Annotated in this window: 25 protein-coding genes; 5 read left to right on the top strand and 20 right to left on the bottom strand. The window is 67.9% G+C overall.

Annotation, left to right across the window (positions count from 1 at the left end):
* Positions 1-38: 38 nt before the first annotated feature.
* From ON43_RS47035 to ON43_RS12750, 9 genes are all read right to left on the bottom strand, one after another.
* Entirely contained in the window at positions 39-707 is a 669-nt protein-coding gene (locus ON43_RS47035) for an amino acid ABC transporter permease (protein WP_040807211.1), read from the bottom strand.
* Positions 708-728: 21 nt separating this feature from the next.
* Positions 729-1,484: a transporter substrate-binding domain-containing protein gene (locus ON43_RS47030; RefSeq protein WP_040807209.1), complete on the bottom strand. Its 756-nt coding sequence runs from the start codon at positions 1,482-1,484 to the stop codon at positions 729-731.
* Positions 1,485-1,688: 204 nt separating this feature from the next.
* Positions 1,689-2,153 carry a TM2 domain-containing protein gene (locus ON43_RS12780; RefSeq protein ID WP_040807207.1) on the bottom strand — a complete coding sequence of 155 codons (465 nt, stop codon included), beginning with the start codon at positions 2,151-2,153 and terminating at the stop codon, positions 1,689-1,691.
* Between the two features lie 232 nt (positions 2,154-2,385).
* A complete protein-coding gene (lgt, locus tag ON43_RS12775) occupies positions 2,386-3,504 on the bottom strand; it encodes a prolipoprotein diacylglyceryl transferase (RefSeq protein ID WP_051178349.1) in 1,119 nt (372 codons plus the stop codon).
* A 181-nt stretch (positions 3,505-3,685) separates the two neighbouring features.
* Positions 3,686-4,486, bottom strand: coding sequence for a tryptophan synthase subunit alpha (trpA, locus tag ON43_RS12770; RefSeq protein WP_040807205.1), 801 nt, complete (start codon positions 4,484-4,486; stop codon positions 3,686-3,688).
* Entirely contained in the window at positions 4,483-5,718 is a 1,236-nt protein-coding gene (gene trpB, locus ON43_RS12765) for a tryptophan synthase subunit beta (protein WP_040807334.1), read from the bottom strand. The genes trpA and trpB overlap by 4 nt, the downstream gene beginning before the upstream one ends.
* A gap of 59 nt (positions 5,719-5,777) precedes the next feature.
* Positions 5,778-6,596 (bottom strand): indole-3-glycerol phosphate synthase TrpC, encoded by an 819-nt coding sequence (gene trpC, locus ON43_RS12760; RefSeq protein ID WP_040807204.1) that lies wholly within the window; start codon positions 6,594-6,596, stop codon positions 5,778-5,780.
* A 149-nt stretch (positions 6,597-6,745) separates the two neighbouring features.
* Positions 6,746-7,627: a TIGR02234 family membrane protein gene (locus ON43_RS12755; RefSeq protein ID WP_083913363.1), complete on the bottom strand. Its 882-nt coding sequence runs from the start codon at positions 7,625-7,627 to the stop codon at positions 6,746-6,748.
* Positions 7,624-9,186 (bottom strand): anthranilate synthase component I, encoded by a 1,563-nt coding sequence (locus ON43_RS12750; protein ID WP_040807203.1) that lies wholly within the window; start codon positions 9,184-9,186, stop codon positions 7,624-7,626. Before ON43_RS12750 ends, ON43_RS12755 begins: the two co-directional genes overlap by 4 nt.
* Before the next feature lie 250 nt (positions 9,187-9,436).
* Between ON43_RS12750 and ON43_RS12745 the strand changes: the two genes are divergently transcribed.
* From ON43_RS12745 to ON43_RS12730, 4 genes are all read left to right on the top strand, one after another.
* Positions 9,437-9,643: a hypothetical protein gene (locus tag ON43_RS12745; RefSeq protein WP_245568558.1), complete on the top strand. Its 207-nt coding sequence runs from the start codon at positions 9,437-9,439 to the stop codon at positions 9,641-9,643.
* A gap of 287 nt (positions 9,644-9,930) precedes the next feature.
* Positions 9,931-10,389: a peroxiredoxin gene (locus tag ON43_RS12740; protein WP_040807200.1), complete on the top strand. Its 459-nt coding sequence runs from the start codon at positions 9,931-9,933 to the stop codon at positions 10,387-10,389.
* Positions 10,390-10,468: 79 nt separating this feature from the next.
* Complete coding sequence (locus tag ON43_RS12735; RefSeq protein WP_040807198.1) at positions 10,469-11,065, top strand: hypothetical protein; 597 nt, start codon at positions 10,469-10,471, stop codon at positions 11,063-11,065.
* Between the two features lie 191 nt (positions 11,066-11,256).
* Positions 11,257-11,754 carry a MarR family winged helix-turn-helix transcriptional regulator gene (locus ON43_RS12730; protein WP_051178372.1) on the top strand — a complete coding sequence of 166 codons (498 nt, stop codon included), beginning with the start codon at positions 11,257-11,259 and terminating at the stop codon, positions 11,752-11,754.
* Between the two features lie 153 nt (positions 11,755-11,907).
* Here ON43_RS12730 and hisI read toward each other — a convergent pair whose 3' ends face one another.
* From hisI to ON43_RS12675, 11 genes are all read right to left on the bottom strand, one after another.
* Positions 11,908-12,279 carry a phosphoribosyl-AMP cyclohydrolase gene (hisI, locus tag ON43_RS12725; protein ID WP_040807197.1) on the bottom strand — a complete coding sequence of 124 codons (372 nt, stop codon included), beginning with the start codon at positions 12,277-12,279 and terminating at the stop codon, positions 11,908-11,910.
* On the bottom strand, positions 12,276-13,049 hold the full coding sequence (hisF, locus tag ON43_RS12720) for an imidazole glycerol phosphate synthase subunit HisF (protein ID WP_040807195.1): 774 nt from the start codon (positions 13,047-13,049) through the stop codon (positions 12,276-12,278). The genes hisI and hisF overlap by 4 nt, the downstream gene beginning before the upstream one ends.
* Entirely contained in the window at positions 13,046-13,864 is an 819-nt protein-coding gene (locus tag ON43_RS12715; RefSeq protein WP_040807194.1) for an inositol monophosphatase family protein, read from the bottom strand. Before ON43_RS12715 ends, hisF begins: the two co-directional genes overlap by 4 nt.
* Positions 13,865-13,869: 5 nt before the next feature.
* Positions 13,870-14,601, bottom strand: coding sequence for a bifunctional 1-(5-phosphoribosyl)-5-((5-phosphoribosylamino)methylideneamino)imidazole-4-carboxamide isomerase/phosphoribosylanthranilate isomerase PriA (gene priA, locus ON43_RS12710; RefSeq protein ID WP_040807193.1), 732 nt, complete (start codon positions 14,599-14,601; stop codon positions 13,870-13,872).
* A gap of 72 nt (positions 14,602-14,673) precedes the next feature.
* Positions 14,674-15,129, bottom strand: coding sequence for a MarR family winged helix-turn-helix transcriptional regulator (locus ON43_RS12705; RefSeq protein WP_040807191.1), 456 nt, complete (start codon positions 15,127-15,129; stop codon positions 14,674-14,676).
* A 65-nt stretch (positions 15,130-15,194) separates the two neighbouring features.
* Complete coding sequence (locus ON43_RS12700) at positions 15,195-15,728, bottom strand: hypothetical protein (RefSeq protein ID WP_040807189.1); 534 nt, start codon at positions 15,726-15,728, stop codon at positions 15,195-15,197.
* A 104-nt stretch (positions 15,729-15,832) separates the two neighbouring features.
* Positions 15,833-16,468 (bottom strand): imidazole glycerol phosphate synthase subunit HisH, encoded by a 636-nt coding sequence (gene hisH, locus ON43_RS12695; protein ID WP_040807188.1) that lies wholly within the window; start codon positions 16,466-16,468, stop codon positions 15,833-15,835.
* The gene (hisB, locus tag ON43_RS12690; RefSeq protein ID WP_040807186.1) at positions 16,465-17,097 is read right to left on the bottom strand and encodes an imidazoleglycerol-phosphate dehydratase HisB; all 633 of its coding nucleotides are present in this window, start codon (positions 17,095-17,097) and stop codon (positions 16,465-16,467) included. Before hisB ends, hisH begins: the two co-directional genes overlap by 4 nt.
* A complete protein-coding gene (locus tag ON43_RS12685; protein WP_040807185.1) occupies positions 17,094-18,224 on the bottom strand; it encodes a histidinol-phosphate transaminase in 1,131 nt (376 codons plus the stop codon). The genes hisB and ON43_RS12685 overlap by 4 nt, the downstream gene beginning before the upstream one ends.
* Complete coding sequence (gene hisD, locus ON43_RS12680; protein WP_040807184.1) at positions 18,221-19,558, bottom strand: histidinol dehydrogenase; 1,338 nt, start codon at positions 19,556-19,558, stop codon at positions 18,221-18,223. The genes ON43_RS12685 and hisD overlap by 4 nt, the downstream gene beginning before the upstream one ends.
* Positions 19,559-19,658: 100 nt before the next feature.
* Positions 19,659-20,378 carry a DsbA family protein gene (locus tag ON43_RS12675; RefSeq protein WP_051178346.1) on the bottom strand — a complete coding sequence of 240 codons (720 nt, stop codon included), beginning with the start codon at positions 20,376-20,378 and terminating at the stop codon, positions 19,659-19,661.
* 193 nt (positions 20,379-20,571) lie between these two features.
* On the opposite strand from ON43_RS12675, the gene ON43_RS12670 reads away from it, so the two are divergent.
* A complete protein-coding gene (locus ON43_RS12670) occupies positions 20,572-20,877 on the top strand; it encodes a hypothetical protein (RefSeq protein ID WP_040807183.1) in 306 nt (101 codons plus the stop codon).
* Positions 20,878-20,883: the final 6 nt, after the last annotated feature.

Genomic DNA, 20,883 nt, shown 5'->3' with positions numbered 1-20,883 from the left:
ATACGGTTCTCGTAAGCAGCCGTTCAGCTAATGCCTGGTCAACGGGCGACATGCCTGGCCAGGCGGGTCTCCAAGCGGGTTTGGCCGAAGCCCAGGATCAGGCATATTACCCAGTAGTAAATAGCGGCAACGCCATACAGCGCGAAGAAGTCGAATGTCGGCGCCGCGGCCATTTGCGCGGTCCTCAGCAACTCCGTCACGAGAATGGTCGACGCGAGCGAGGTGTCCTTCACCAAGGAGATCAGGGTGTTGGACAGCGGCGGCACCGCGATGCGCGAGGCCTGCGGCAGGATCACCAGCCGCAGCGCCTGCGCGTAGCTCATGCCGACCGAGTAGGACGCCTCCCACTGGCCGTTCGCGACCGAAAGGATCGCGGCGCGAATGATTTCGGCCGCGTACCCGCCCACATTGAGACTGAAGGCGATGATCGCCGCCGGAAACGGCTTCAGCACGATATTGAAGGCCGGCAAGCCGAAGAAGATGATGAACAGCTGCACCAGCAGCGGCGTACCGCGAATGATCGAGATGTAGAAGCGCGCGGCCGCCGACAGCGGCCACACGCTCGACATCCGGGCCAGCGCCACGAACAGCGCGATGGCCAGCCCGATCACGAAACTGATGGCCGTCAGCGGCAGCGTCTTGTCGATCGTGGCCTGCAGCATCGGCCACAGGTTGTGCCTGACCAGCGCCCAGGTGGCGTCATCCATAGTCGAAAGGCCCTGTGTCGCTTACTTGCTGACGTCGGTGCCGAAGTACTTCTCGGAGATCTTCGCCAGCGTGCCGTCGGCGCGCAGCTCGTCGAGGGCCTTGTTGATCTGATCGGTCAGCGCCTGCGAGTCCTTGCGGGCGGCGAAGGCCTGCTTGGAGGTCTCACCGGTCTTGCCGACGATCTGGATGGTGCCGGTGCCCTGCTGCTTGGTGTAGGCGTTCACCGCGAGGGTGTCGTTGACGGTGGCGTCGGCGCGGCCGGTCTTGAGCAGCTGCACGGCCTCGACGAAGCCGGGGATGGCCTCGACCTTGCAGCCCGCGGTCTTGGCGACCTCGGCCCAGTTGCTGGTCTCGGACTGGCCGCACGTCTTGCCGCTCAGGTCGGCGAGGGTGTGGATGCCGTCATTGCCGGTCTTGGTGACGATGACGCCCTCGGAGACGGTGTAGGGCTGGGAGAGCGAATACTTCTCCACGCGTGCGGGTTTGATGGTCACCTGGTTGGCGATGAGGTCCACGCGCTTGGATTCCAGCGCGGCGAACAGCGAGTCCCAGGGGGCGGTGGTGAACTCCACCTTCTTGCCGATCTTGTCGCCGACGGCCTTGATCACGTCGACGTCGTAGCCGGTGAGGCTGCCGTTGTCCTGGTAGGTGAAGGGCGAGTAGTTGCCCTCGGTGCCGACCTTGAGGACGTTGGCGTCGTCCTTGCTGGAGCTGCATGCGACGAGCCCTGCGGCGGCGACTACGGCGAGCATGACGGCGGCGAGCTTACGGCGCACGGAGGTGGACCTCTCCTCGGGCGTGGGTTACCACGCGACAAACAACCGACAAAGGGTACGCCGCGAACCGACCGGTTAGCACGGCAACCATCATGTTGCGCGAAAACCTTGAACCGACTCGGGCCCGATGATATGCGCGAGCGGCCGTCACTCCATCGAGTGACGGCCGCTCGAGACCGAAGTGTCGCGCTGCGGGTATGTCCGCTAGTCGCGCAGCGGACGCCCCTGCGGGTCCGGCACCTTGCCGGTGAGCATGAGGATGCCGTCGATCAGCGCCCAGATACCGCAACCGCCGCAGGTGACCAGCTGGAGCACACCGATGGTGGTGTAGCCGAGGTAGAACCGGCCGAGACCGAGACCGCCGACGAGCAACTGCAGCAGGCCCGCGGTCAGCTTGCTCTTGTCGGACAACGGAACTCCGAAAGGATCGCGCCCGTACGGCGCTTCCGGATCACCGCCGTAGGGACCGACCGGGCCCGGCGCACCGTAGGGCGCGGGCTGCCCGTACGGCTGGGCGGGCTGGCCGAAGGGCTGGGCAGGCTGCCCGTAGGGCTGCTGCTCCGGGTACGGCTGCTGGCCGTAGGGCTGCTGCCCGTACTGCGGCCCGGTGCCGGGCGCGCCGTACTGCGGTCCGTCCTGCGACGGCTGCTTGCCAAATGGGTCGGTCACTCGCGTCCTCCTGAATCGCGGACCGCCCCCCGTCGGAACGGCCCAAACCGCTGGTGAACCCGCCGAACAGACTCGCCGCCGGAGATCACGGGCCAATTCTGGCCGGACTCGGCGATTTTCGCCCGGCCAGCCGGTAAAAGATCCATCATCTCCGGGCGGAACCACCGGATTCGCAGTGGTTATCGCGCAGCGTGACGCAAGCGTTGCCGGGCCTTCGGGATTCGGTCGCGATTCAGGATTCGCTGGTGTCGGCCTTCTTGACGGTGTCCACCTTCTCGGGTTCGGCCTCGGATGCCTCCGAGCTGTCCGACTTGTCGTCGGCGCCTGATTCGTCCTCGGCCGATGTGGATTCGGAGTCCGTAGCCTCGCCCTCGGCTGCGTCCTTCTCACCCTCCCCAGCGCTCGCGGCGCCGGCCGCACCGAAGGCCCGCAGCGCGCCGATCTGCCACGGCCACGGGCGCTCGATGCCCGGCCGCAGCTGGTCGGCGGTCTCGCGGCCCTTGGTCGCGAAGAGGAAATAGGCGACGGCGCAGACGAATACGATCGCCGAGGTGAAGGTGTTCACGCGCAGGCCCAGGATGTGGGTGGCCTCGTCGTCGCGCAGCAGTTCGACGAAGAAGCGGCCGAAGCAGTAGACCGCGACGTAGAGCGCGAACAGGCGGCCGTGGCCGATGCGGAACTTACGGTCCAGGTAGAGCAGCGCGCCGACGCCGAGCAGGTTCCAGATCAGCTCGTAGAGGAAGGTCGGCTGCACGATGCGGATCGGGGCGCCGGCCGCGGTGCCGTTCATCATGTCCAGGCCGCCGCTGTGGTCGAAGCGCTGGTAGATCTCGAGACCCCACGGCATGGTGGTGGCGCGACCGTAGAGCTCCTGGTTGAAGTAGTTGCCCAGTCGCCCGATGGCCTGGGCCAGCAGAATGCCCGGCGCGATGGCATCGCCGAAGGCGGGCAACGGGATCCGGTACACCCGGCAGCCGATCCAGGCGCCGATGCCGCCCAGCAGCACCGCGCCCCAGATGCCGAGACCGCCCTCCCAGATCTTGAGCGCGTTCATCGGGTGACCGTCCGCGCCGAAGTACTTCTGCCAGTCGGTGGCCACATGGTAGAGCCGCCCGCCGATCAGCCCGAACGGCACCGCGAACATGGCCACGTCCAGCACCATGCCCGGCTGCCCGCCGCGCGCCACCCACCGCTTCTCCCCCAGCCAGATGGCCGCGATGATGCCGATGATGATGCAGATCGCGTACGCCCGCAGCGGGAACGGCCCGAGGTTCCACACCCCGCGCGGCGGGCTGGGAATGTAGGCCAGAACATCGGCGCCGGTGCTTTCGGCAAGGGCTCGTAAGGTCACGAGTCCCCACCGTAGCCGAAACCGACGACGACGCGCCGTCGGAGGTCGACGCGCCGCGACCGGCCGGTAGTTTCGGCGACCGGTCCCAGTAACGCAAGGGATATACGAAAAGACAGGGAATGGAAATCGAAAAGAAAGGGCGCGTACTGAATTCGGTACGCGCCCTTTCGAGAGGTGTTTATTACGAGGAGACCGGGGTCGAGCGGACGCCCTGGGCGAGTTCCTCGCTGAGCTTGCGGACCGCGTCCAGGCCCTGTGCGGCGGCGGAGACGAGGGCCGAGCCGACGATGACTCCGTCTGCGTAGGAGGCGATTTCGGCCGCCTGCTCGCCATTGCGGACACCCAGGCCGACGCCGATCGGGATGTCGGAGTGGGCGCGGATGCGCGCGCAGAGGGCGGGGGCCATGGAGGAGACCGCGTCGCGGGCGCCGGTGACGCCCATGGTGGACGCGGCGTAGACGAAGCCCTTCGACGCTTCCAGGGTCTTGACCAGACGCTCCTCGGTGGAGGACGGGGCGACCAGGAAGATGCGGTCGAGGTTGTGGGTGGAGGACGCCACGAACCAGTCGTCGGCCTCCTCCGGGATCAGGTTGGGGGTGATCAGGCCCAGGCCACCGGCCGCGGCGAGATCGCGGGAGAAGGTGTCGACGCCGTACTTGAGCACCGGGTTCCAGTAGGTCATGACGACGGCCTTGCCGCCGGCCTGGGAGATGGCCTCCACGACCTTGAACACGTCGCGCACCCGGACGCCGCCCGCGAGCGCCTGTTCGGCGGCGCGCTGGATGGTCGGGCCGTCCATCACCGGATCGGAGTAGGCGACGCCGACTTCGATGATGTCGCAACCGGACTCGACCATGGCGCGGCAGACGTCGATGGAGCCCTGCAGATCCGGGTAGCCGGCGGGCAGGTAGCCGATCAGGGCCGCGCGATTGTCCTCGCGGCAGGCCGCGAAGGTGCTGGCGAGTCGGGACTGCTGGCTCACTTGTCTTCCCCCTCGGGCTTGTCGAACAGCCCGAACCACTGGGCGGCCGTGTCCATGTCCTTGTCGCCGCGACCGGACAGGTTCACCACGATGATCTTGCCCTCGCCGAGTTCCCGGCCGAGCTTCAGCGCGCCCGCCACCGCGTGCGCGGACTCGACGGCCGGGATGATGCCCTCGGAGCGGGACAGCAGCAGCAGCGCGTCCATGGCCTCGGTATCGGTGATCGGGTAGTACTCGGCCCGGCCGGTGTCCTTGAGGTAGGCGTGCTCCGGGCCGACGCCCGGGTAGTCCAAACCCGCGGAGATGGAATGGGATTCGATGGTCTGACCATCTTCGTCCTGCAGCAGGTACGAGTACGCGCCCTGGAACGCGCCCGGGGTGCCACCGGTGAAAGTGGCGGCGTGACGGCCGGTTTCGACGCCGTCGCCCGCGGCTTCGTAGCCGATCAGGCGCACGCCCGGATCGTCGATGAAGGCGTGGAAGATGCCGATCGCGTTGGAACCGCCACCGACACAGGCGGTTACCGCATCCGGCAGCCGACCGGTGTGGGCCTGGATCTGCTGACGCGCCTCCAGGCCGATGACGCGCTGGAAGTCGCGCACCATGAGCGGGAACGGGTGCGGGCCCGCGGCGGTGCCGAAGCAGTAGTAGGTGTCCTCGGCATTGGTGACCCAGTCGCGCAGCGCCTCGTTGATGGCGTCCTTGAGCGTCTGCGAACCCGTTGTCACACTGATGACTTCGGCCCCGAGCAGGCGCATGCGGGCGACGTTCAACTGCTGGCGCACGGTGTCAACCGCGCCCATGTAGATGACGCACTCGATGCCCAACAGCGCGCACGCGGTGGCGGTGGCGACACCGTGCTGGCCCGCGCCGGTCTCGGCGATGACGCGGGTCTTGTTCATGCGCTTGGCCAGCAGCACCTGGCCCAGCACATTGTTGATTTTGTGAGAACCGGTGTGGTTCAGGTCTTCCCGCTTCAGGAAGATGCGCGCGCCACCGGCGTGCTCGGCCAGGTTCTTGCACTCGAACATCGGCGAGGGACGCCCGGTGTAGTCGCGCTGCAGGCGATCCAGCTCGTCGAGGAAGTTCGGATCCACCCGGCACTTGTCGTATTCGGCGGTGACCTCTTCGATCACGGCCATCAGCGCCTCGGGCACGTGGCGGCCGCCGTAGACGCCGAAGTGGCCGCCCAGATCCGGTTCGTGGCTCTTGTTCGCGACGCCGTCGCTCATCTGCGGCAGCCCGAGAACGTTTTTGCCGGAAAGCTTTTCAGTCTGAGTCATCGCTACTTTCACCGTCCCCGGCGAACCGGTTTCGGGCAGGACGGGTGGGTTCCGGCGGTCACCAGCTCGGCCACCGCGGCACGCGGATCGCCGCTGGTCACCAGGCCCTCACCGACCAGCACCGCGTCCGCGCCCGCACCGGCGTACGCCAGCAGATCGGCGGTGCCGCGAATGCCGGACTCGGCCACCCGGATCACTTCGCTGGGCAGGCCGGGGGCGATGCGCGCGAACACATCCCGATCCACCTCGAGGGTCTTGAGGTTGCGGGCGTTCACGCCGATCACGCTGGCGCCGGCCTGCAGGGCCCGGTCGGCCTCCTCCTCGGTGTGCACCTCGACCAGCGCGGTCATGCCGAGCGATTCGGTGCGGTCGAGCAGGGAGGCCAGCACGTCCTGTTCCAGGGCGGCCACGATCAGCAGGATCACGTCCGCGCCGTGGGCGCGCGCCTCGTGGATCTGATACGGGCCCACGATGAAGTCCTTGCGCAGGACCGGGATGTCCACCGCGGCGCGGACCGCGTCCAGGTCCGCGAGGGAACCGTGGAAGCGACGCTGTTCGGTCAGCACGCTGATGATGCGCGCGCCGCCGTCCTCATAGGCCCGGGCCAGGTCGGCGGGGTTCGGGATATCGGCGAGCTCGCCCTTGGAGGGGCTGGCCCGCTTCACCTCGGCGATCACACCGATTCCGTCCGCGTGCAACGCGGCCTTGGCGTCACGCGGGGACTTGGCCTTCGCGGCGGCTGCTTTCACGGCCTGGAAATCCAGGACTGCTTCGCGTGCGGCCACATCCGCGCGGACCCCGTCGAGAATCGAGTCGAGTACCGTCATCTGGCTCGAATCCTTTCTGGGGAGACGGACTTGCTGCCTGAGAATCCCCCCAGGCGCTGTCTCACCGCTGCTGATAAAGAGTAAATGGCTATGTTCCCGTGCTTGACAGCGGGGCTGGAACCGGCTGCGCTGCCGCTTCCCCACCCAGCTCAGTGGCTTTTGTCGCGCGATCCGTCGTTACCTGGATCATCGTGCGCGGCAGGCTGATTCGTTTCCTCGTCGGTGGGATCCACGCCCTCGTCCAGGGCATCCCACAGCACGCGGCCCGAGAGCTGCTCCCGCGGCGCGGTCTGTGATGCGGATTCCGCATCGCGGACCCGGGCGTGATGCGCGGCAACCTGCTCGGCCGCCGAGAGCTTCCGATTGGCCGGATTGTCGTACTTGCCGGACATGCGTGGAGCCTCGGCGGACTGCCGGACCAGCAGCAGGCCCGCCGCGAAGGCGGACACCGCGCCGGCCAGGGAGACCAGCGCGGGTAGCGCCGAGGTCGTCACCGCGCCCGCGTGGTCGCCGCCGTGTAGTTCGGCGAGCCGGGTCGCACGGTCGGTTGTGCCGTGGTGCGTGAGGAGGGCGTAGGCGGGGACGGCGGCCATGGCGGACACAATCGCGACGATCACGCCGACGCCGCGCCGCCACCAGCCGTGGGTGGCGAAGACCGCCGCGATGGTGGCCAGGAAGACCAGGGCCAGCGGGGTCAGGGGGGCGAACCAGACGCCGCCGTCGAGGTCCTTCTTGCGGGGCAGGCCGTAATCGCTGGTGATCTCGATCGTCGCCCAGTTCATCCGCGAGGACGCCCAGAGCAGGACGGCCGCCAGCGCGAGCAGGGCGACTGCGGCCAGGGGCTTGCGGCGTTTGTCCGGGGCCGCCTTGGCGTCGGCCTCGGCCGCCGCGGCATTCGCCTCGGCCTCGGCCAGATCGGCCGCTATCGCGCGTTCGGCCGTGCTCGCGGCATCGTTGCCTGACGAATCAGGTTGCGCCGCCGCGTTTTCCCGTTCTGCTCCCGGTGCCCGATCGGGGTCCGGATCGCTCATCGGTCCGAGCTCGGCCGGTAGGCGCGCACCGTCTCCGCGGCGGCGATGGCCTTGAGAACCGCCATCGCCTTGTTGCGGGATTCGACGTCCTCGTAGTCCGGATCCGAATCGGCGACGATGCCCGCGCCCGCCTGGACGTAGGCGGTGCCGTCCTTGAGCAGGGCGGTGCGGATGGCGATGGCGGTATCGGCGTCACCGGCGAAGTCCAGGTAGCCGACCACACCCGCGTAGACGCCGCGGCGGGTGGGCTCGAGCTCCTCGATGAGCTCCATGGCCCGCACCTTCGGCGCGCCGGACAGCGTGCCCGCCGGGAAGCAGGCCTGCACGGCGTCGAGGGCGACCTTGCCGGGCTTGAGGCGGCCCGAGACCGTCGACACCAGATGCATGACGTGCGAGTAGCGCTCGACGTGGCGGTACTCGGTGACCTTCACGGTGCCCGGTTCGCAGACGCGGCCCAGATCGTTGCGGCCCAGATCGACGAGCATGAGGTGCTCGGCGTTCTCCTTTTCGTCTGCGAGCAGGCCCTTTTCGAGCAGGAGGTCGTCCTCCTCGGTGACGCCGCGCCAGCGGGTGCCCGCGATCGGGTGGGTGGTGGCCACGCCGTCCTTCACCGTCACCAGCGATTCGGGGCTGGAGCCGACGATGGAGAACGCGGTGCCGCCCTCGCTGTCCGGGATGTGCATGAGGTACATGTACGGGCTCGGGTTCGAGGCGCGCAGCATGCGGTACAGGTCGATCGGCGAGCCGCTGTAGTCCATCTCGAAGCGCTGCGAGAGCACCACCTGGAACGCCTCGCCCGCCTCGATCTCCTTGATCAGGCGGCGCACGCCCGCGCCGAACTCGTCGGAGGTGCGCTGGCGGCGGAAGTTCGGCTCGGGGCGGTCGAAGACCGAGACGGTGGAGTCGGCCGGGGCGGCCAGGGCGTCGGTCATGCGGTCCAGGCGGGCCACCGCGTCGTCGTAGGCCTCGTCCACGCGCTCGTCGGTGCCGTTCCAGTTGACGGCATTGGCGATGAGGGTGATCGCGCCCTCGTGGTGGTCGAAGGCGGCCAGGTCGGTGGCCAGCATCAGGACCATCTCCGGGACCCGCAGGTCGTCGGTGGCGTGCTGGGGCAGGCGTTCCATGCGGCGCACGATGTCGTAGCCGAGGTAGCCGACCAGACCGCCGGTCAAGGGCGGCAATCCGGGCAGGCGTTCGGTGCGCAGCACCTCGAGCGCCTCGTGCAGCGCGGCCAGCGGGTCGCCGCCCACGGGCGCGTCGGCGGGGGTCTGGCCGATCCACGCCGCCTGGCCGTCCACAATGGTCAGGGCGCTGGGGCTGCCCGCGCCGATGAACGACCATCGCGACCAGGAGCGGCCGTTCTCCGCGGACTCCAGCAGGAAGGTGCCGGGCCGGTCCGCGGCCAGTTTGCGGTAGGCCGAGAGCGGAGTCTCGGAGTCCGCCAACACCTTTCGGACCACCGGAACCACCCGGTGGTCGGCCGCGAGCGCCCGGAACTGCTCCCGGGAGGTGGTGGTGTCGATAGCCGCGTTCAGAGGCAAACCATGCGCGCCGTGCATTCACCCATCATTCCAGGCCCGCCGACCGGTTCAGAAATCGCACTCGGCGGCCCAGCCGAGGCGGCACCTGCGGCGAATACCTGAAGCGGTCATCACTACACTCGCGGCGGTCGCACGCGGTATCCCCCTTTTCGAGAGGAGTTCAACACAGATGTACCCCTCGCAACCGGTAGCACCGGAGGGTCCACGTCACGCAGCTCCGCAGATGGCCCCGGGCATCATGCCCGGCCAGCCGCCTCGGATGATGAATATGAACACCGGCGGGAAGTACTCCGCCATCGCCTCGTTCGTCACGTATGTGAAGGCCCTGGAAGCGCTGGATCCGCACAGCTTCCCGGACGAGTACGCCGAGCACACCGACCGCATCCGGGAACTCAAGCCGTTCCTCCGCGCACACGGCATCCTCGACGTCATGGATATCAAGAACCCCGAGGTCGCCGCCCTCATCGGAGTTTGAGGCAGGTTCCGACACCCGTGTCGGGGGTGGTTGGGGCTCCGGGGGACACTCCCCCGGACCCCCAAGCAGATCAAGGGGATTCGGGGGAGCGAAGTACCCGCCGAACCCGATGCCACGAGAGCGCGTCGGCCCCGAGCAGTCAGCCCGGTTCGAGGAGCTGGCGGGCCGACATGTTCACAGTCCCAACGGACGAATCGCCGACCGAGCAGCCACAGGCGGGAGTTCGATTGGGGCGCAGCGGGGTTGTCCAATAGCTCGTGCGCGATGGATTGGGTAGGGTGCGGGTTATGAAGGCAGGTCAGCTCGCTCCCAACTTCGAGCTTCCGGATCAATCAGGCACCACGCGTTCGCTCGAGTCGCTGCTCGCGGACGGTCCGGTGGTGTTGTTCTTCTACCCCGCGGCCAACACGCCGGTGTGCACCGCCGAGGCGTGCCACTTCCGCGACCTGGCAACGGAATTCAAGGCCGTCGGGGCCACCTGCGTGGGAATCAGCGCCGACTCCGTCGAGGTGCAGTCCGGTTTCGCCGAGAAGCAGGGGCTGGGCTACCCGGTGCTGTCCGATCCCGGAGCCAAGGTGGCCGCCGAGTTCGGCGTGAAGCGCGGGCTACTGGGCGCGCTGGTTCCGGTGAAGCGGACGACGTTCGTGATCGACCCGGATCGGACCGTCGCCAAGGTGATCTCGAGCGAGTTGCGCGCCAATGTGCATGCCGACGAGGCGTTGCAGTTCCTGAAGTCGCGCGGCTGAGCCGAGGTTCGACGCGGTTGCGTCACGGTTCGGAGCGTCGGTCCTTCGTGGGTCGGGGAATCGGACATACCCTGGGCGCATGACTACGCCCAGTACCGAGCAGTCGGAGCGAAAGCGGTCGAGCTTCGTCACGTGGCGCAATCGAATCATCGCCGCGGTCATCGCGGTGGCGGTGCTGTGGGTGACGTATTTGATTCTGGCGTCATTTCTGCCGCGCTGGTGGGCGCAGCGCATCGGCGAAATGGTCAGCGGGAGTTTCGCAAAAGGGATCTGGTACGGCCTGATAATGGGCGCGGTCTGTACGGCTGTGCCACTCTTCCTGTTGCTGCTGACGGGTCTCCGCTGGCGCAAACGGGGCGGTAGGTTTATTGGTGGTGCCGCGGCGGTTCTCGCACTGGTCACCGCGATCCCGAATTTGTTGACGCTGACCATCGTGTGGGGCAACTCGAATGCCGCCCACGCCGGGGAGCGTGTTCTCGATGTCGACGCGCCGGGATTCCGCGGGGCCGCGCTGGCGGGTGCGATCGTGGCCGCGGTGCTGTTCCTGGGGGTGGCATTTCTCTTGCTGCGCAGGCGATTCCGCCGTCATCGTGCCGAGAAGCAGCGTGCAGAACAGGAAAAGCCGCGCGTGTCGCCGGAAACCCCGGTTAATCCTCCGGAAGTCGGCGCGAACTGATTCAGCCACGCGACACGCGTGATCGATGTCACGTCATTCAGCAACACCGTGACTGACGAGCGAAATCGTGGCAAACTTTGACGTGCGAGTGACTCGTTCGATGCGGTATCGCAGGCTCACTTATCGTTCCGCACAACGGGTCACTTGGCTGCTACGAGAGGGCGCGCACGGTGACCAAGTGGTTGAATCCCATGGAACAGCGAGCTTGGCGTACCCTTGTCGCGCTCACGACCAGATTGCCCGCCGCGTTGGATACTCAGCTGCAACGTGAGTCCGGGATTACCCATTTCGAATACTTCGTGATGACTCTGCTCTCCGAAGAACCGGGCCATCGGTTGCAACTGAGCGAGCTTGCGCAAAAGGCAAACGCATCGCTATCGCGGCTCTCGCATGTGGTCTCCAAGCTCGAGCGACTCGGCTGGGCACAGCGCGTCACCATCACCGGCCGACGCGGGGCACAGGCGGTGCTGACCGACGCCGGATTCCGCAAGGTCACCGAGGCCGCGCCGGGCTATATGGAGTGCGTGCGCGGGCTGGTCTTCGACGGCCTGGACGCCCAGCAGACCAAGGACTTGCTCGAACTCGGCGAGACCTTGGTGGCGCAGCTGGACAAGGGCATGTCCCGCGGACTCGGCCGCTCGGGGCGGCCGATCTCGCACGTCGACCTGAACGGGCACGAATCCGGCTAGCCGCCACCGCCGTCCCCCGCTCATCATCCCGGCGTACGCCGCCAGGCTCGTCATCCCGGCATGCTTTTGGCCGGGATCCACCATGGCAGTGTGGATTCCGGCCAAAAACATGCCGGAATGACGGGGTGGGTGACCCGCGAAAACGGTTGACGCTCAGCCCTCGTCGGTCAGCAGCGAATCTCCCTGCGACAGCAGGACATCGGTGTCGAAGCAGGTGTGGGTGCCGGTGTGGCAGGCGGCGCCTTCCTGGTCGACGACGAGCAGCACGGTGTCACCGTCGCAGTCGAGGCGGACTTCGTGCACGTACTGGGTGTGGCCGGAGGTCTCGCCCTTGACCCAGTACTGCTGGCGCGAGCGCGAATAGTAGGTGCCCTTGCGGGTTTCGAGGGTGCGCGCGAGGGCCTCGTCGTCCATCCAGGCCATCATGAGCACGTCGCCGGTGCTCTTCTCCTGCGCGATGGCCGCGAACAGTCCGTCGGAGTTGCGCTTGAGCCGCGCGGCGATGGCGGGGTCGAGGGAGCTCATCGGACTGTGATTCCTTCCGTGCGCATGGCGTCCTTGACCTGGCCGATGGTCAGATCGCCGAAGTGGAACACGCTGGCGGCCAGCACCGCGTCGGCGCCGGACTGCACGGCGGGCGCGAAGTCCTCGACCTTGCCCGCGCCGCCGGAGGCGATGACCGGCACCGAGACCGCCGCGCGCACGGCCCGGATCATGGGCAGGTCGAATCCGGCCTTGGTGCCGTCGGCGTCCATGGAGTTGAGCAGGATCTCGCCGACGCCCAATTCGGCTCCGCGGACGGCCCATTCGACGGCGTCGATGCCGGTGCCGCGCTTGCCGCCGTGGGTGGTGACCTCCCAGCCGGACGGGGTCGGCTCCTGGCCCTCGGGCACGGTGCGCGCGTCGACCGACAGCACGATGCACTGCGAGCCGAACCGCTCCGACATCTCGCGCAGCACCTCGGGCCGGGCGATGGCGGCGGTGTTCACCGACACCTTGTCCGCGCCCGCGCGCAGCAGCCGGTCCACGTCCTCGACGGTGCGCACGCCGCCGCCGACGGTGAGCGGGATGAAGATCTGCTCGGCGGTGCGGGTCACCACGTCGATCATGGTGCCGCGGTCGCCGGTGGAGGCGGTGACGTCGAGGAAGGTCAGCTCGTCGGCGCCCTGGGCGTCGTAGGCGGCCGCCAGTTCGACGGGATCGCCCGCGTCCCTGAGGTTCTCGAAGTTGACGCCCTTGACCACGCGGCCCGCGTCGACGTCCAGGCAGGGGATCACACGCACTGCCAAACTCATTGCTCTACCTCTCCTCGGACCCGATCGGCCGTATCGGCGATCAGGTCCAGTAGTTCCTCGTGCACGCCGGGCGCGGCGGCCAGCACCGAACCGGATTCGATGGTCCAGTCCCGCCCCAGCAGGTCGGTGACCACGCCGCCCGCGGCCCGCACCAGCGCCACGCCGGCCGCGTTGTCCCACGGGTGATGTCCGAACACCACGGCCCCGCCCAGGATTCCCGAGGCGGTGTAGGCCAGGTCGATGCCGGTGGACCCGTACATGCGCTGTCGGCCCGACAGCCGGCTCAGCGCGCCCAGCAGATTGAAGCGGAAGATGCCCGGAATGCGGCCCGCCCCATCGAGATTGAAGCTGCCGAAGCCGATCATGGCGGTGGCGAGCTTGGCCGGGGCCAGCGGCGGCAGCGGGTTGCCGTCCAGCAGCAGCGGCCCGCCCTCGATCGCGGCGTAGCGCTGGCCCAAGATCGGCAGCCAGGTCAGGCCGATCACCGGAACGCCGTCGCGCACCAGCGACAGCAGCATCCCGCACATGGGGCTGCCCGCCGAATAGTTGAACGTCCCATCGATCGGATCGAGCACCCAGGCGGTGCCCGAGGTCAGCTGCGGCCCGCCGAATTCCTCACCGTGCACCGGGATTCCGGTGCGCTCCCCCAGCAGCTCGGAGACGGTGCGCTCGAGTTCCAGGTCGAGTTCGGTGGCGAAGTCGTTGCGCCCCTTCTCGACCGCGCTCGGAGCCCCGATGCCCTCGACGAAACGCGGTGCGGCGGAGTCGAGTACCCCACTGGCGATGGTGAGCAGTTCGGCGAGTTCGGCGGCCATCGTGGCTATCGCACCGCGGCGAGCGCTTCGGGCAGGGTGAACCGCCCCGCGTACAGCGCCTTGCCGATGATCGCGCCCTCGACGCCCTCGTCCACCAGCGTGGCGATGGCGCGCAGATCGTCGAGAACCGAGATGCCGCCCGACGCGATGACCGGGGCCTCACAGGCATTGGCGACGTGGGCCAGCAGTTCCAGGTTCGGCCCGGTCAGCGTGCCATCCTTGGAGACATCGGTGACCACGTACCGCGAGCAGCCGTCACGCTCGAGCCGCTCCAACACCTCCCACAGATCGCCGCCGTCGGTGACCCAGCCGCGTCCACGCAGCCGCCATTCGCCGTCGATGAGCTTCACGTCCAGGCCGACCGCGATCTTGTCGCCGTACTCGCCGATGGCGCGGGCGCACCAGTCCGGGTTCTCGATGGCCGCGGTGCCGATATTGACCCGCGCGCAGCCGGTGGACAGCGCCGCCTTCAACGATTCGTCGTCGCGGATCCCGCCCGACAGCTCGACCTTCACATCCAGCTCGCCGATGACCTCGGCCAGCAGTTCACGGTTGCTGCCCTTCCCGAACGCGGCGTCGAGATCGACCAGATGCACCCATTCGGCCCCGGCATGCTGCCAAGCCAGAGCGGCGTCGCGCGGCGAACCGTAACTGGTTTCGCTGCCCGCCTCCCCCTGAACCAGGCGCACGGCCTCACCATTGGCGACATCGACGGCGGGTAGCAGCACAAGACTCACGCAAGCATCCTAGTGGTTACCGAACGCCCGGCCGCCGTCGGCCTCGCCGGTCAGCGGTCCCCGGCATGAGATTCAGCGGTCCCCGGCATGGGATTCGAGGACGCGGTTGAGGGTGAGGACGAAATTGGCGCGCTCGGCGGCGGTGAAGCCCGGGAGCAGTTCGCGCTGGGCCGCTTCGAGCCTTTGGTCCAGATCGGCCAGGTGGGCCCGGCCCTCGGGGGTCAGGGTGAGTGTGTTGCGGCGGCGGTCGGCCGGATCGGGTGCACGCCGCACCAAGCCCCGGTCGGCGAGGTCGTTGACGGCGGCGACCACATCGCTGCGATCGATACCGGTGCGGCGGCCCGCCTCCGCCTGACTCAGCGGGCCGTGCTCGTCGAGGGTGGCCAGCAGGGCGTAGTGGTAGCGGCGGGAACCGGTGGGCTCCAACGCTTTTTCGGTGCAGCGGTTGGCGATGATCGCGACCTGGCCGATGAGGCGGGTGGGAAGGGCACGCAGCCTGCCGGAGGCCGCTTCGGTCGCGTTGTCCATAAAGCGAATCTAGCAAGACTCGTTGGGGCCACCCACGATAGGTGTCACCCGCGGATCCGGCCGACTCAGGCGGGCTGAGCCTGCGCGGTCGAGGTCGTGGCCTGCGCCAGAATCCGGGCCCGATACCAGGCGAGCGCCGCGGCGGTCGCGAAAACGGCGGTGGCCAGTGCCGCGGCGGTGCGCAGGCCCTGCCCGATGAGGAATTCCGTTGCCGCCCGGTTGATCTCGTCGAGGCTGTGGCGGTCGCGCTCATCGAACAGGACGGTGGCGCGCGGCCACTGATAGAGGATCGACAGCAGGAACTGCCCCGAGATCAGGAACACCAGCGAAGCGGCGGTCCAGCCCCGCCCCGTGCGATACCGCACCGCCACATAGGCGGCCGGGAGCGCGCACAGCGTCAGCACACCACCCATCGGCCGCATGACATCCCCGACCGCGACCACACTCATGAACTGCTGAGTCTCCGCCAGCGACTCGGGAATATCACGAAAGATATTGGGATACAGCAGCATTGTCTCCGAAGCGGTAGCCGCGAACGCGAAACTCGCGACCACCGCATAGACACCACTGATCCACAACGGAACGGCACTGGTTCTCATGACGACCTCCTGATCCAGTCAGGCTAGGTCGCCACTCCCCCGGAGCGGATCCGGAATCCGCCCGCATTGCGGCTCCGGAATCCACCCCGATGAACGACTCAGGGTCAGATCGAGTCGATCCAGTTGCGCAGCAGCTGCGCGCCCGCATCGCCGGACTTCTCCGGGTGGAACTGGGTGGCGCTCAACGGGCCGTTTTCGACCGCGGCCAGGAACGGGACGCCGTGTTCGGCCCAGGTCAGTTTGGCCGGGGCGATCTGGGAGTCGTTGTCGTTCCAAGCCCAGTGCTGGGCGGCGTAGGAATGGACGAAGTAGTAGCGGGTTTCGGCGTCCATGCCGGCGAAGAGGACGCTGTCGTCGGGGGCCTTCACCGTGTTCCAGCCCATGTGCGGGAGGACGGGGGCGTCGAGGCGTTCGACGGTGCCGGGCCATTCGGCGCAGCCTTCGGTTTCGACGCCGAATTCGACGCCGCGTTCGAAGAGGATCTGCATGCCGACGCAGATGCCGAGGACGGGGCGGCCGCCGGAGAGGCGCTTGCCGATGATGCGTTCGCCCCGGACGGAGCGCAGGCCCGCCATGCAGGCGGCGTAGGCGCCGACGCCGGGGACCACGAGACCGTCCGCGTTCAAGGCGATTTCGGGGTCGGCGGTGATGGTGACCTCCGCGCCGGTGCGCGCGAGCGCGCGGCTGGCGGAGTGCAGGTTGCCGGAGCCGTAGTCGAGGAGGGCGATCTTCTTGGTCACAGCGAGCCCTTCGTCGACGGGACGCCGGTCACGCGCGGGTCGTATTCGACCGCCGCGCGCAGAGCCCGTGCCACGGCCTTGTATTCGGCCTCGGTGATGTGGTGCTGGTCGCGGCCGTAGAGCACCCGCACGTGCAGGGCGATGCGGGCGTTGAGCGCGATCGACTCGAAGACGTGGCGGTTGATGACCGTCGAGTACGAGGCGGTCGGCGCGACGCTCGGAATGATGGTGTGCAGCATGTGATCCGGCTCGCCGGTGTGCACGCAGTACGGTCGCCCGGACACGTCGACCACCGCGTGCGCGAGGGTCTCGTCCATCGGGATGAAGCAGTCGCCGAAGCGGCGGATGCCCTTCTTGTCGCCGAGCGCCTGGCCCAGCGCCTGACCGATGACGATGGCGGTGTCCTCGACGGTGTGGTGGGCCTCGATCTCGATGTCGCCCTTGGCCTGGACGGTGAGGTCGAAGCTGCCGTGCTGGCCGAACGCGGTCAGCATGTGGTCGTAGAAGGGGACGCCGGTGGAGATGTCGGTCTTGCCGGAGCCGTCCAGGTTGAGCTCCACCACGATGGAGGATTCGCGGGTGGTGCGCTCGACGCGCGCGATGCGGTCGGCGGGACGTTCGGTGGTCATCGGGCGATCAGCTCCTCGGACGCCAGTTTCGCGCTGACGCGCAGGAATTCGTCGTTCTCGGCGGCCAGGCCGATGGTGGTGCGCAGGTAGCCGGGGATGCCGACATCGCGAATGAGCACGCCCTCGTCGAGGTAGTGCTGCCAGGCGCGCGGGGCATCGGCGAAGCGGCCGAACAGCACGAAGTTGGCGTCCGACGGAATGACGTCGTAGCCGAGTTCGGCGAGCGCGGCCATGACCCGGTCGCGCTGCCGCGCCAATTCGTGGACGCTGCCCAGGGTTTCGTCCGCGTGCCGCAGCGCCGCCCGCGCCGCGGCCTGGGTGACCACGGACAGGTGGTACGGCAGCCGCACCAGGAACAGGGCGTCGACGATCGCGGGCGCGGCCGCTAGGTAGCCGAGCCGCCCGCCCGCGAAGGCGAACGCCTTGGACATGGTGCGGGTGACGACCAGCTTGGCCGGGTACTTGTCGATCAGCGTGATCGCGCTGGGGGCGTCGGAGAATTCGCCGTACGCCTCGTCGACCACCACGATGCCGGGCGCGGCGTCGAGGATTCGCTCCAGGTCCGCGATCGGAATGCTGTGCCCGGTGGGGTTATTCGGACTGGTCACGAACACCACGTCGGGCTTCTTCTCGCCCACCGCCATGACCGCGTAGTCGATGTCGAGGGAGAAGTCGCCATTGCGCTTGGCCTCGATCCACTCGGTGTCGATGCCCTCGGAGATGATCGGGTGCATCGAGTAGGAGGGCACGAAACCCAGTGCGCTGCGGCCGGGTCCGCCGAAGGCCTGCAGCAGCTGCTGGAGGATCTCGTTGGAACCGTTGGCGGCCCAGACGTTCGAGACGTCCAGTGCGACGCCGGTCTGGCGGGTCAGGTAGGCGGCCAGATCGGTGCGCAACTCGACCGCGTCGCGATCGGGGTAGCGGTGCAGGTCGGCGGCCGCAGCGCGCACGGACTCGGCGACATCGTCGACAAGTGCCTTGCTCGGCGGGTGCGGGTTCTCATTGGTGTTGAGCTGCACGGGCACCGTCAATTGCGGTGCGCCATAAGGGCTCTTGCCACGCAGGTTGTCGCGAATCGGCAGATCGGCGAGCGAGATATTCGAGCCGGGGACGGTCACAGCATTCACCGCAGCTCTCCGAATCGCGCCTGCACAGCCTGACCGTGCGCGGGCAGATCCTCCGCATTGGCCAGCGCCACAACGTGTCCGGAGACATCCTTCAGCGCCGCCTCGGAGTACTCGACGACGTGAATCCCGCGCAGGAAGGTCTGCACGCTCAAACCCGAAGAGTGCCGGGCACATCCGGCGGTGGGCAGCACGTGATTGGAACCCGCGCAGTAGTCGCCGAGCGAAACCGGCGACCACGCACCGACGAAAACCGCTCCGGCGGAACGCACCTGGGCCGCGACACCGGAGGCGTCGGCGGTCTGGATCTCCAGGTGCTCGGCCGCGTAGGCGTTGACCACGCGCAGCCCCTGGGCGATGTCGTCGACCAGCACGGTGCCGGACTGCTTGCCCGACAAGGCTTCCGCGACGCGATCGTGGTGCTTGACGACCGCCATCTGCGCGGTCAGCGCGGCATCCACCGCATCGGCCAGCTCGACGCTGTCGGTCACCAGCACGCTGGCGGCCAGCACATCGTGCTCGGCCTGCGAGATCAGATCGGCCGCCACGTGCACCGGATCGGCGGTGGCGTCGGCCAGGATGGCGATCTCGGTGGGCCCGGCCTCGGCATCGATGCCGACCAGCCCGCGGCACAGCCGCTTGGCGGCGGTCACATAGATATTGCCCGGCCCGGTGATCATGTCGACCGGCTCCAGCTGCGCGCCATCGGTATCGGTGCCGCCGTAGGACAGCAGCGCCACGGCCTGCGCACCGCCGACCGCCCACACCTCCTCGACACCCAGCAGCTTGGCGGCGGCCAGGATGGTCGGGTGCGGCAGGCCGCCGAACTGGGCCTGCGGCGGCGAGGCGACGACGAGCGAATCCACGCCCGCGGCCTGCGCCGGAACCACATTCATGACGACCGAGGACGGGTAGACGGCATTGCCGCCCGGCACGTACAGGCCCACCCGCTCGACCGGAATCCACCGCTCGGTCACGGTGCCGCCGGGCACCACCTGGGTGGTCTTGTCGGTGCGGCGCTGATCGTTGTGCACCTTGCGGGTGCGCTCGATGGCGACCTCGAGGGCGGTGCGCACGGCCGGATCCAGCTCGGCGAGCGCCTTGTCCAGCTCGGCGGCGGGCACGCGCACCGAGGCGGGCTGCACGCCGTCGAACTTCAGGCTGAATTCCTGCGCGGCCTGCACGCCCCGATCGCGAATCGCCTCCACGACCGGTCGCACATGATGCAGCACCGAGTCCACGTCGACGCCCCCACGCGGCAGAGCCGCGCGCAGTTCGGCAGCAGTGGGAGTACGTCCGCGCAGGTCCACGCGGGCGAGCTCGATGCGGCTAGTCATAGCGCTGTGCAGTCCTTTGTCTTTGCTTGTTCCTGGGATCCGCGACGCAGTCGAAACCGCGTGCGACCAGCTACCAGCCTATCGGGTCGCCGCCAGCGCTTTACTTCCCGGCCGAGGTCGCGCGCTCGATTGCGGCGCGTAAGCCGTCGGGGGTGAGGTTTTCCACGGTGGTATCGCCGACTTTCACGACGGGAACATGGGTCAAACCGCCGTCGATGGCCTGCTGACTGTGCGAGGCGACGAAGCCGGCGTAGCGGCGGGAGTGAATGCAGTCGGCGATGTCGGGGCCCGCGACGCCGGCGTCGGCGGCGATCTGGACGAGGGTGTCGTCGCTGAGGCCCGGGCCGCCCTCGGCGGGCTGGTTCTCGAACAGCCGCTTGCTGAATTCGAGCCAGGCGGGCTTGTTCGCCACGGCGACACAGGTTCCGGCATTGGCCGCGCGGGCGGGGTAGTCGTCCTTGGACAGGCCGCCCAGGACGGCGACCATGTCGTACTCGGCGGAAACCGTGCCTGCATCGACCATGTCCGTCAGGCTTGGACCCGTGGTCGCCTCGAACTGACGGCAGATCGGGCACTGGAAATCGGTGATGACCGTGACGACGGTGTCCGCGCCGCCGAATCGCAGACGGCCGTCCGGGGTGAAGACCGCGGGCGGGGCGACCGCCGCGGCGGCTTCCTTCTTGTCGTGATCCTTGTGCAGGAAGCTCGCGGTGATGACGCCGATCAGGGCGATGATGACGATTGCCGCCCCCACCGAAACCGGGTTGATGATGCGGCGTTGCCCGGTCGCTCCGGCGACTTTCCGGCTGCTGCGATTCATGGTTAGCCATAATATTGCTGGTCAATTGTCCGGAATAGATTCGACACTCGAAAGTCAAGTCTTCCCGCGGTAAACAACGCAGAAAAAGAATCCGCAGCGGACAAGCTGTAGCAGGTATCGGACGTGGGAAAACGGGCGATTTGTAATCCCGGTCACGTTGACCTGGTATTTCGTTCCTTCGGACCATCAGCGCATGAATTTCATCGGCAAGCTCGTGGTTTTCGCCGCCCTGGGCGTTTGTGTCCTGGGCTCGGCACTCGGAATGCCGGTCACGAATAAGGCCGCGGCCGATCCGGCCCCCGCCGAGTGCGTCACCGATAACTCGGTGCCGAATCGCTCCACACTCACCTGCCCGCCCGGAGTGGGCGCCGGATTGCACGCCTACATCCAGTGCCGCGATATCGGCGGCATCCTGCACACCCGCATCGGCGCCACGCTCGGGGCCGAGGGCGGGGTCTCGGAGGCCGACTGTGCCTCCGGAGAAACCGGACCGGCTTGATCACTC

This window comes from Nocardia concava NBRC 100430, assembly GCF_000308815.1.
Classification (GTDB): domain Bacteria; phylum Actinomycetota; class Actinomycetes; order Mycobacteriales; family Mycobacteriaceae; genus Nocardia; species Nocardia concava.
Note: the sequence above shows the minus strand (reverse complement) of the source record. Positions and strands in the feature narration are given on the sequence as shown.

Coding starts and splice junctions, on each gene's coding strand:
- ON43_RS12750 (WP_040807203.1), bottom strand. CDS start 9,186: ATGCACGGCGCGCATGGTTTGCCTCTGAACGCGGCTATCGACACCACC.
- ON43_RS12740 (WP_040807200.1), top strand. CDS start 9,931: ATGAAGGCAGGTCAGCTCGCTCCCAACTTCGAGCTTCCGGATCAATCA.
- ON43_RS12700 (WP_040807189.1), bottom strand. CDS start 15,728: ATGAGAACCAGTGCCGTTCCGTTGTGGATCAGTGGTGTCTATGCGGTG.
- hisI (WP_040807197.1), bottom strand. CDS start 12,279: ATGAGCTCCCTCGACCCCGCCATCGCCGCGCGGCTCAAGCGCAACTCC.
- ON43_RS12705 (WP_040807191.1), bottom strand. CDS start 15,129: ATGGACAACGCGACCGAAGCGGCCTCCGGCAGGCTGCGTGCCCTTCCC.
- ON43_RS12745 (WP_245568558.1), top strand. CDS start 9,437: ATGAACACCGGCGGGAAGTACTCCGCCATCGCCTCGTTCGTCACGTAT.
- trpC (WP_040807204.1), bottom strand. CDS start 6,596: ATGACGGTACTCGACTCGATTCTCGACGGGGTCCGCGCGGATGTGGCC.
- ON43_RS12735 (WP_040807198.1), top strand. CDS start 10,469: ATGACTACGCCCAGTACCGAGCAGTCGGAGCGAAAGCGGTCGAGCTTC.
- ON43_RS12730 (WP_051178372.1), top strand. CDS start 11,257: ATGGAACAGCGAGCTTGGCGTACCCTTGTCGCGCTCACGACCAGATTG.
- ON43_RS12755 (WP_083913363.1), bottom strand. CDS start 7,627: ATGAGCGATCCGGACCCCGATCGGGCACCGGGAGCAGAACGGGAAAAC.
- ON43_RS47035 (WP_040807211.1), bottom strand. CDS start 707: ATGGATGACGCCACCTGGGCGCTGGTCAGGCACAACCTGTGGCCGATG.
- ON43_RS12715 (WP_040807194.1), bottom strand. CDS start 13,864: ATGGCCGCCGAACTCGCCGAACTGCTCACCATCGCCAGTGGGGTACTC.
- hisF (WP_040807195.1), bottom strand. CDS start 13,049: ATGAGTTTGGCAGTGCGTGTGATCCCCTGCCTGGACGTCGACGCGGGC.
- trpB (WP_040807334.1), bottom strand. CDS start 5,718: ATGAGCGACGGCGTCGCGAACAAGAGCCACGAACCGGATCTGGGCGGC.
- ON43_RS12675 (WP_051178346.1), bottom strand. CDS start 20,378: ATGAATCGCAGCAGCCGGAAAGTCGCCGGAGCGACCGGGCAACGCCGC.
- hisB (WP_040807186.1), bottom strand. CDS start 17,097: ATGACCACCGAACGTCCCGCCGACCGCATCGCGCGCGTCGAGCGCACC.
- ON43_RS12670 (WP_040807183.1), top strand. CDS start 20,572: ATGAATTTCATCGGCAAGCTCGTGGTTTTCGCCGCCCTGGGCGTTTGT.
- hisD (WP_040807184.1), bottom strand. CDS start 19,558: ATGACTAGCCGCATCGAGCTCGCCCGCGTGGACCTGCGCGGACGTACT.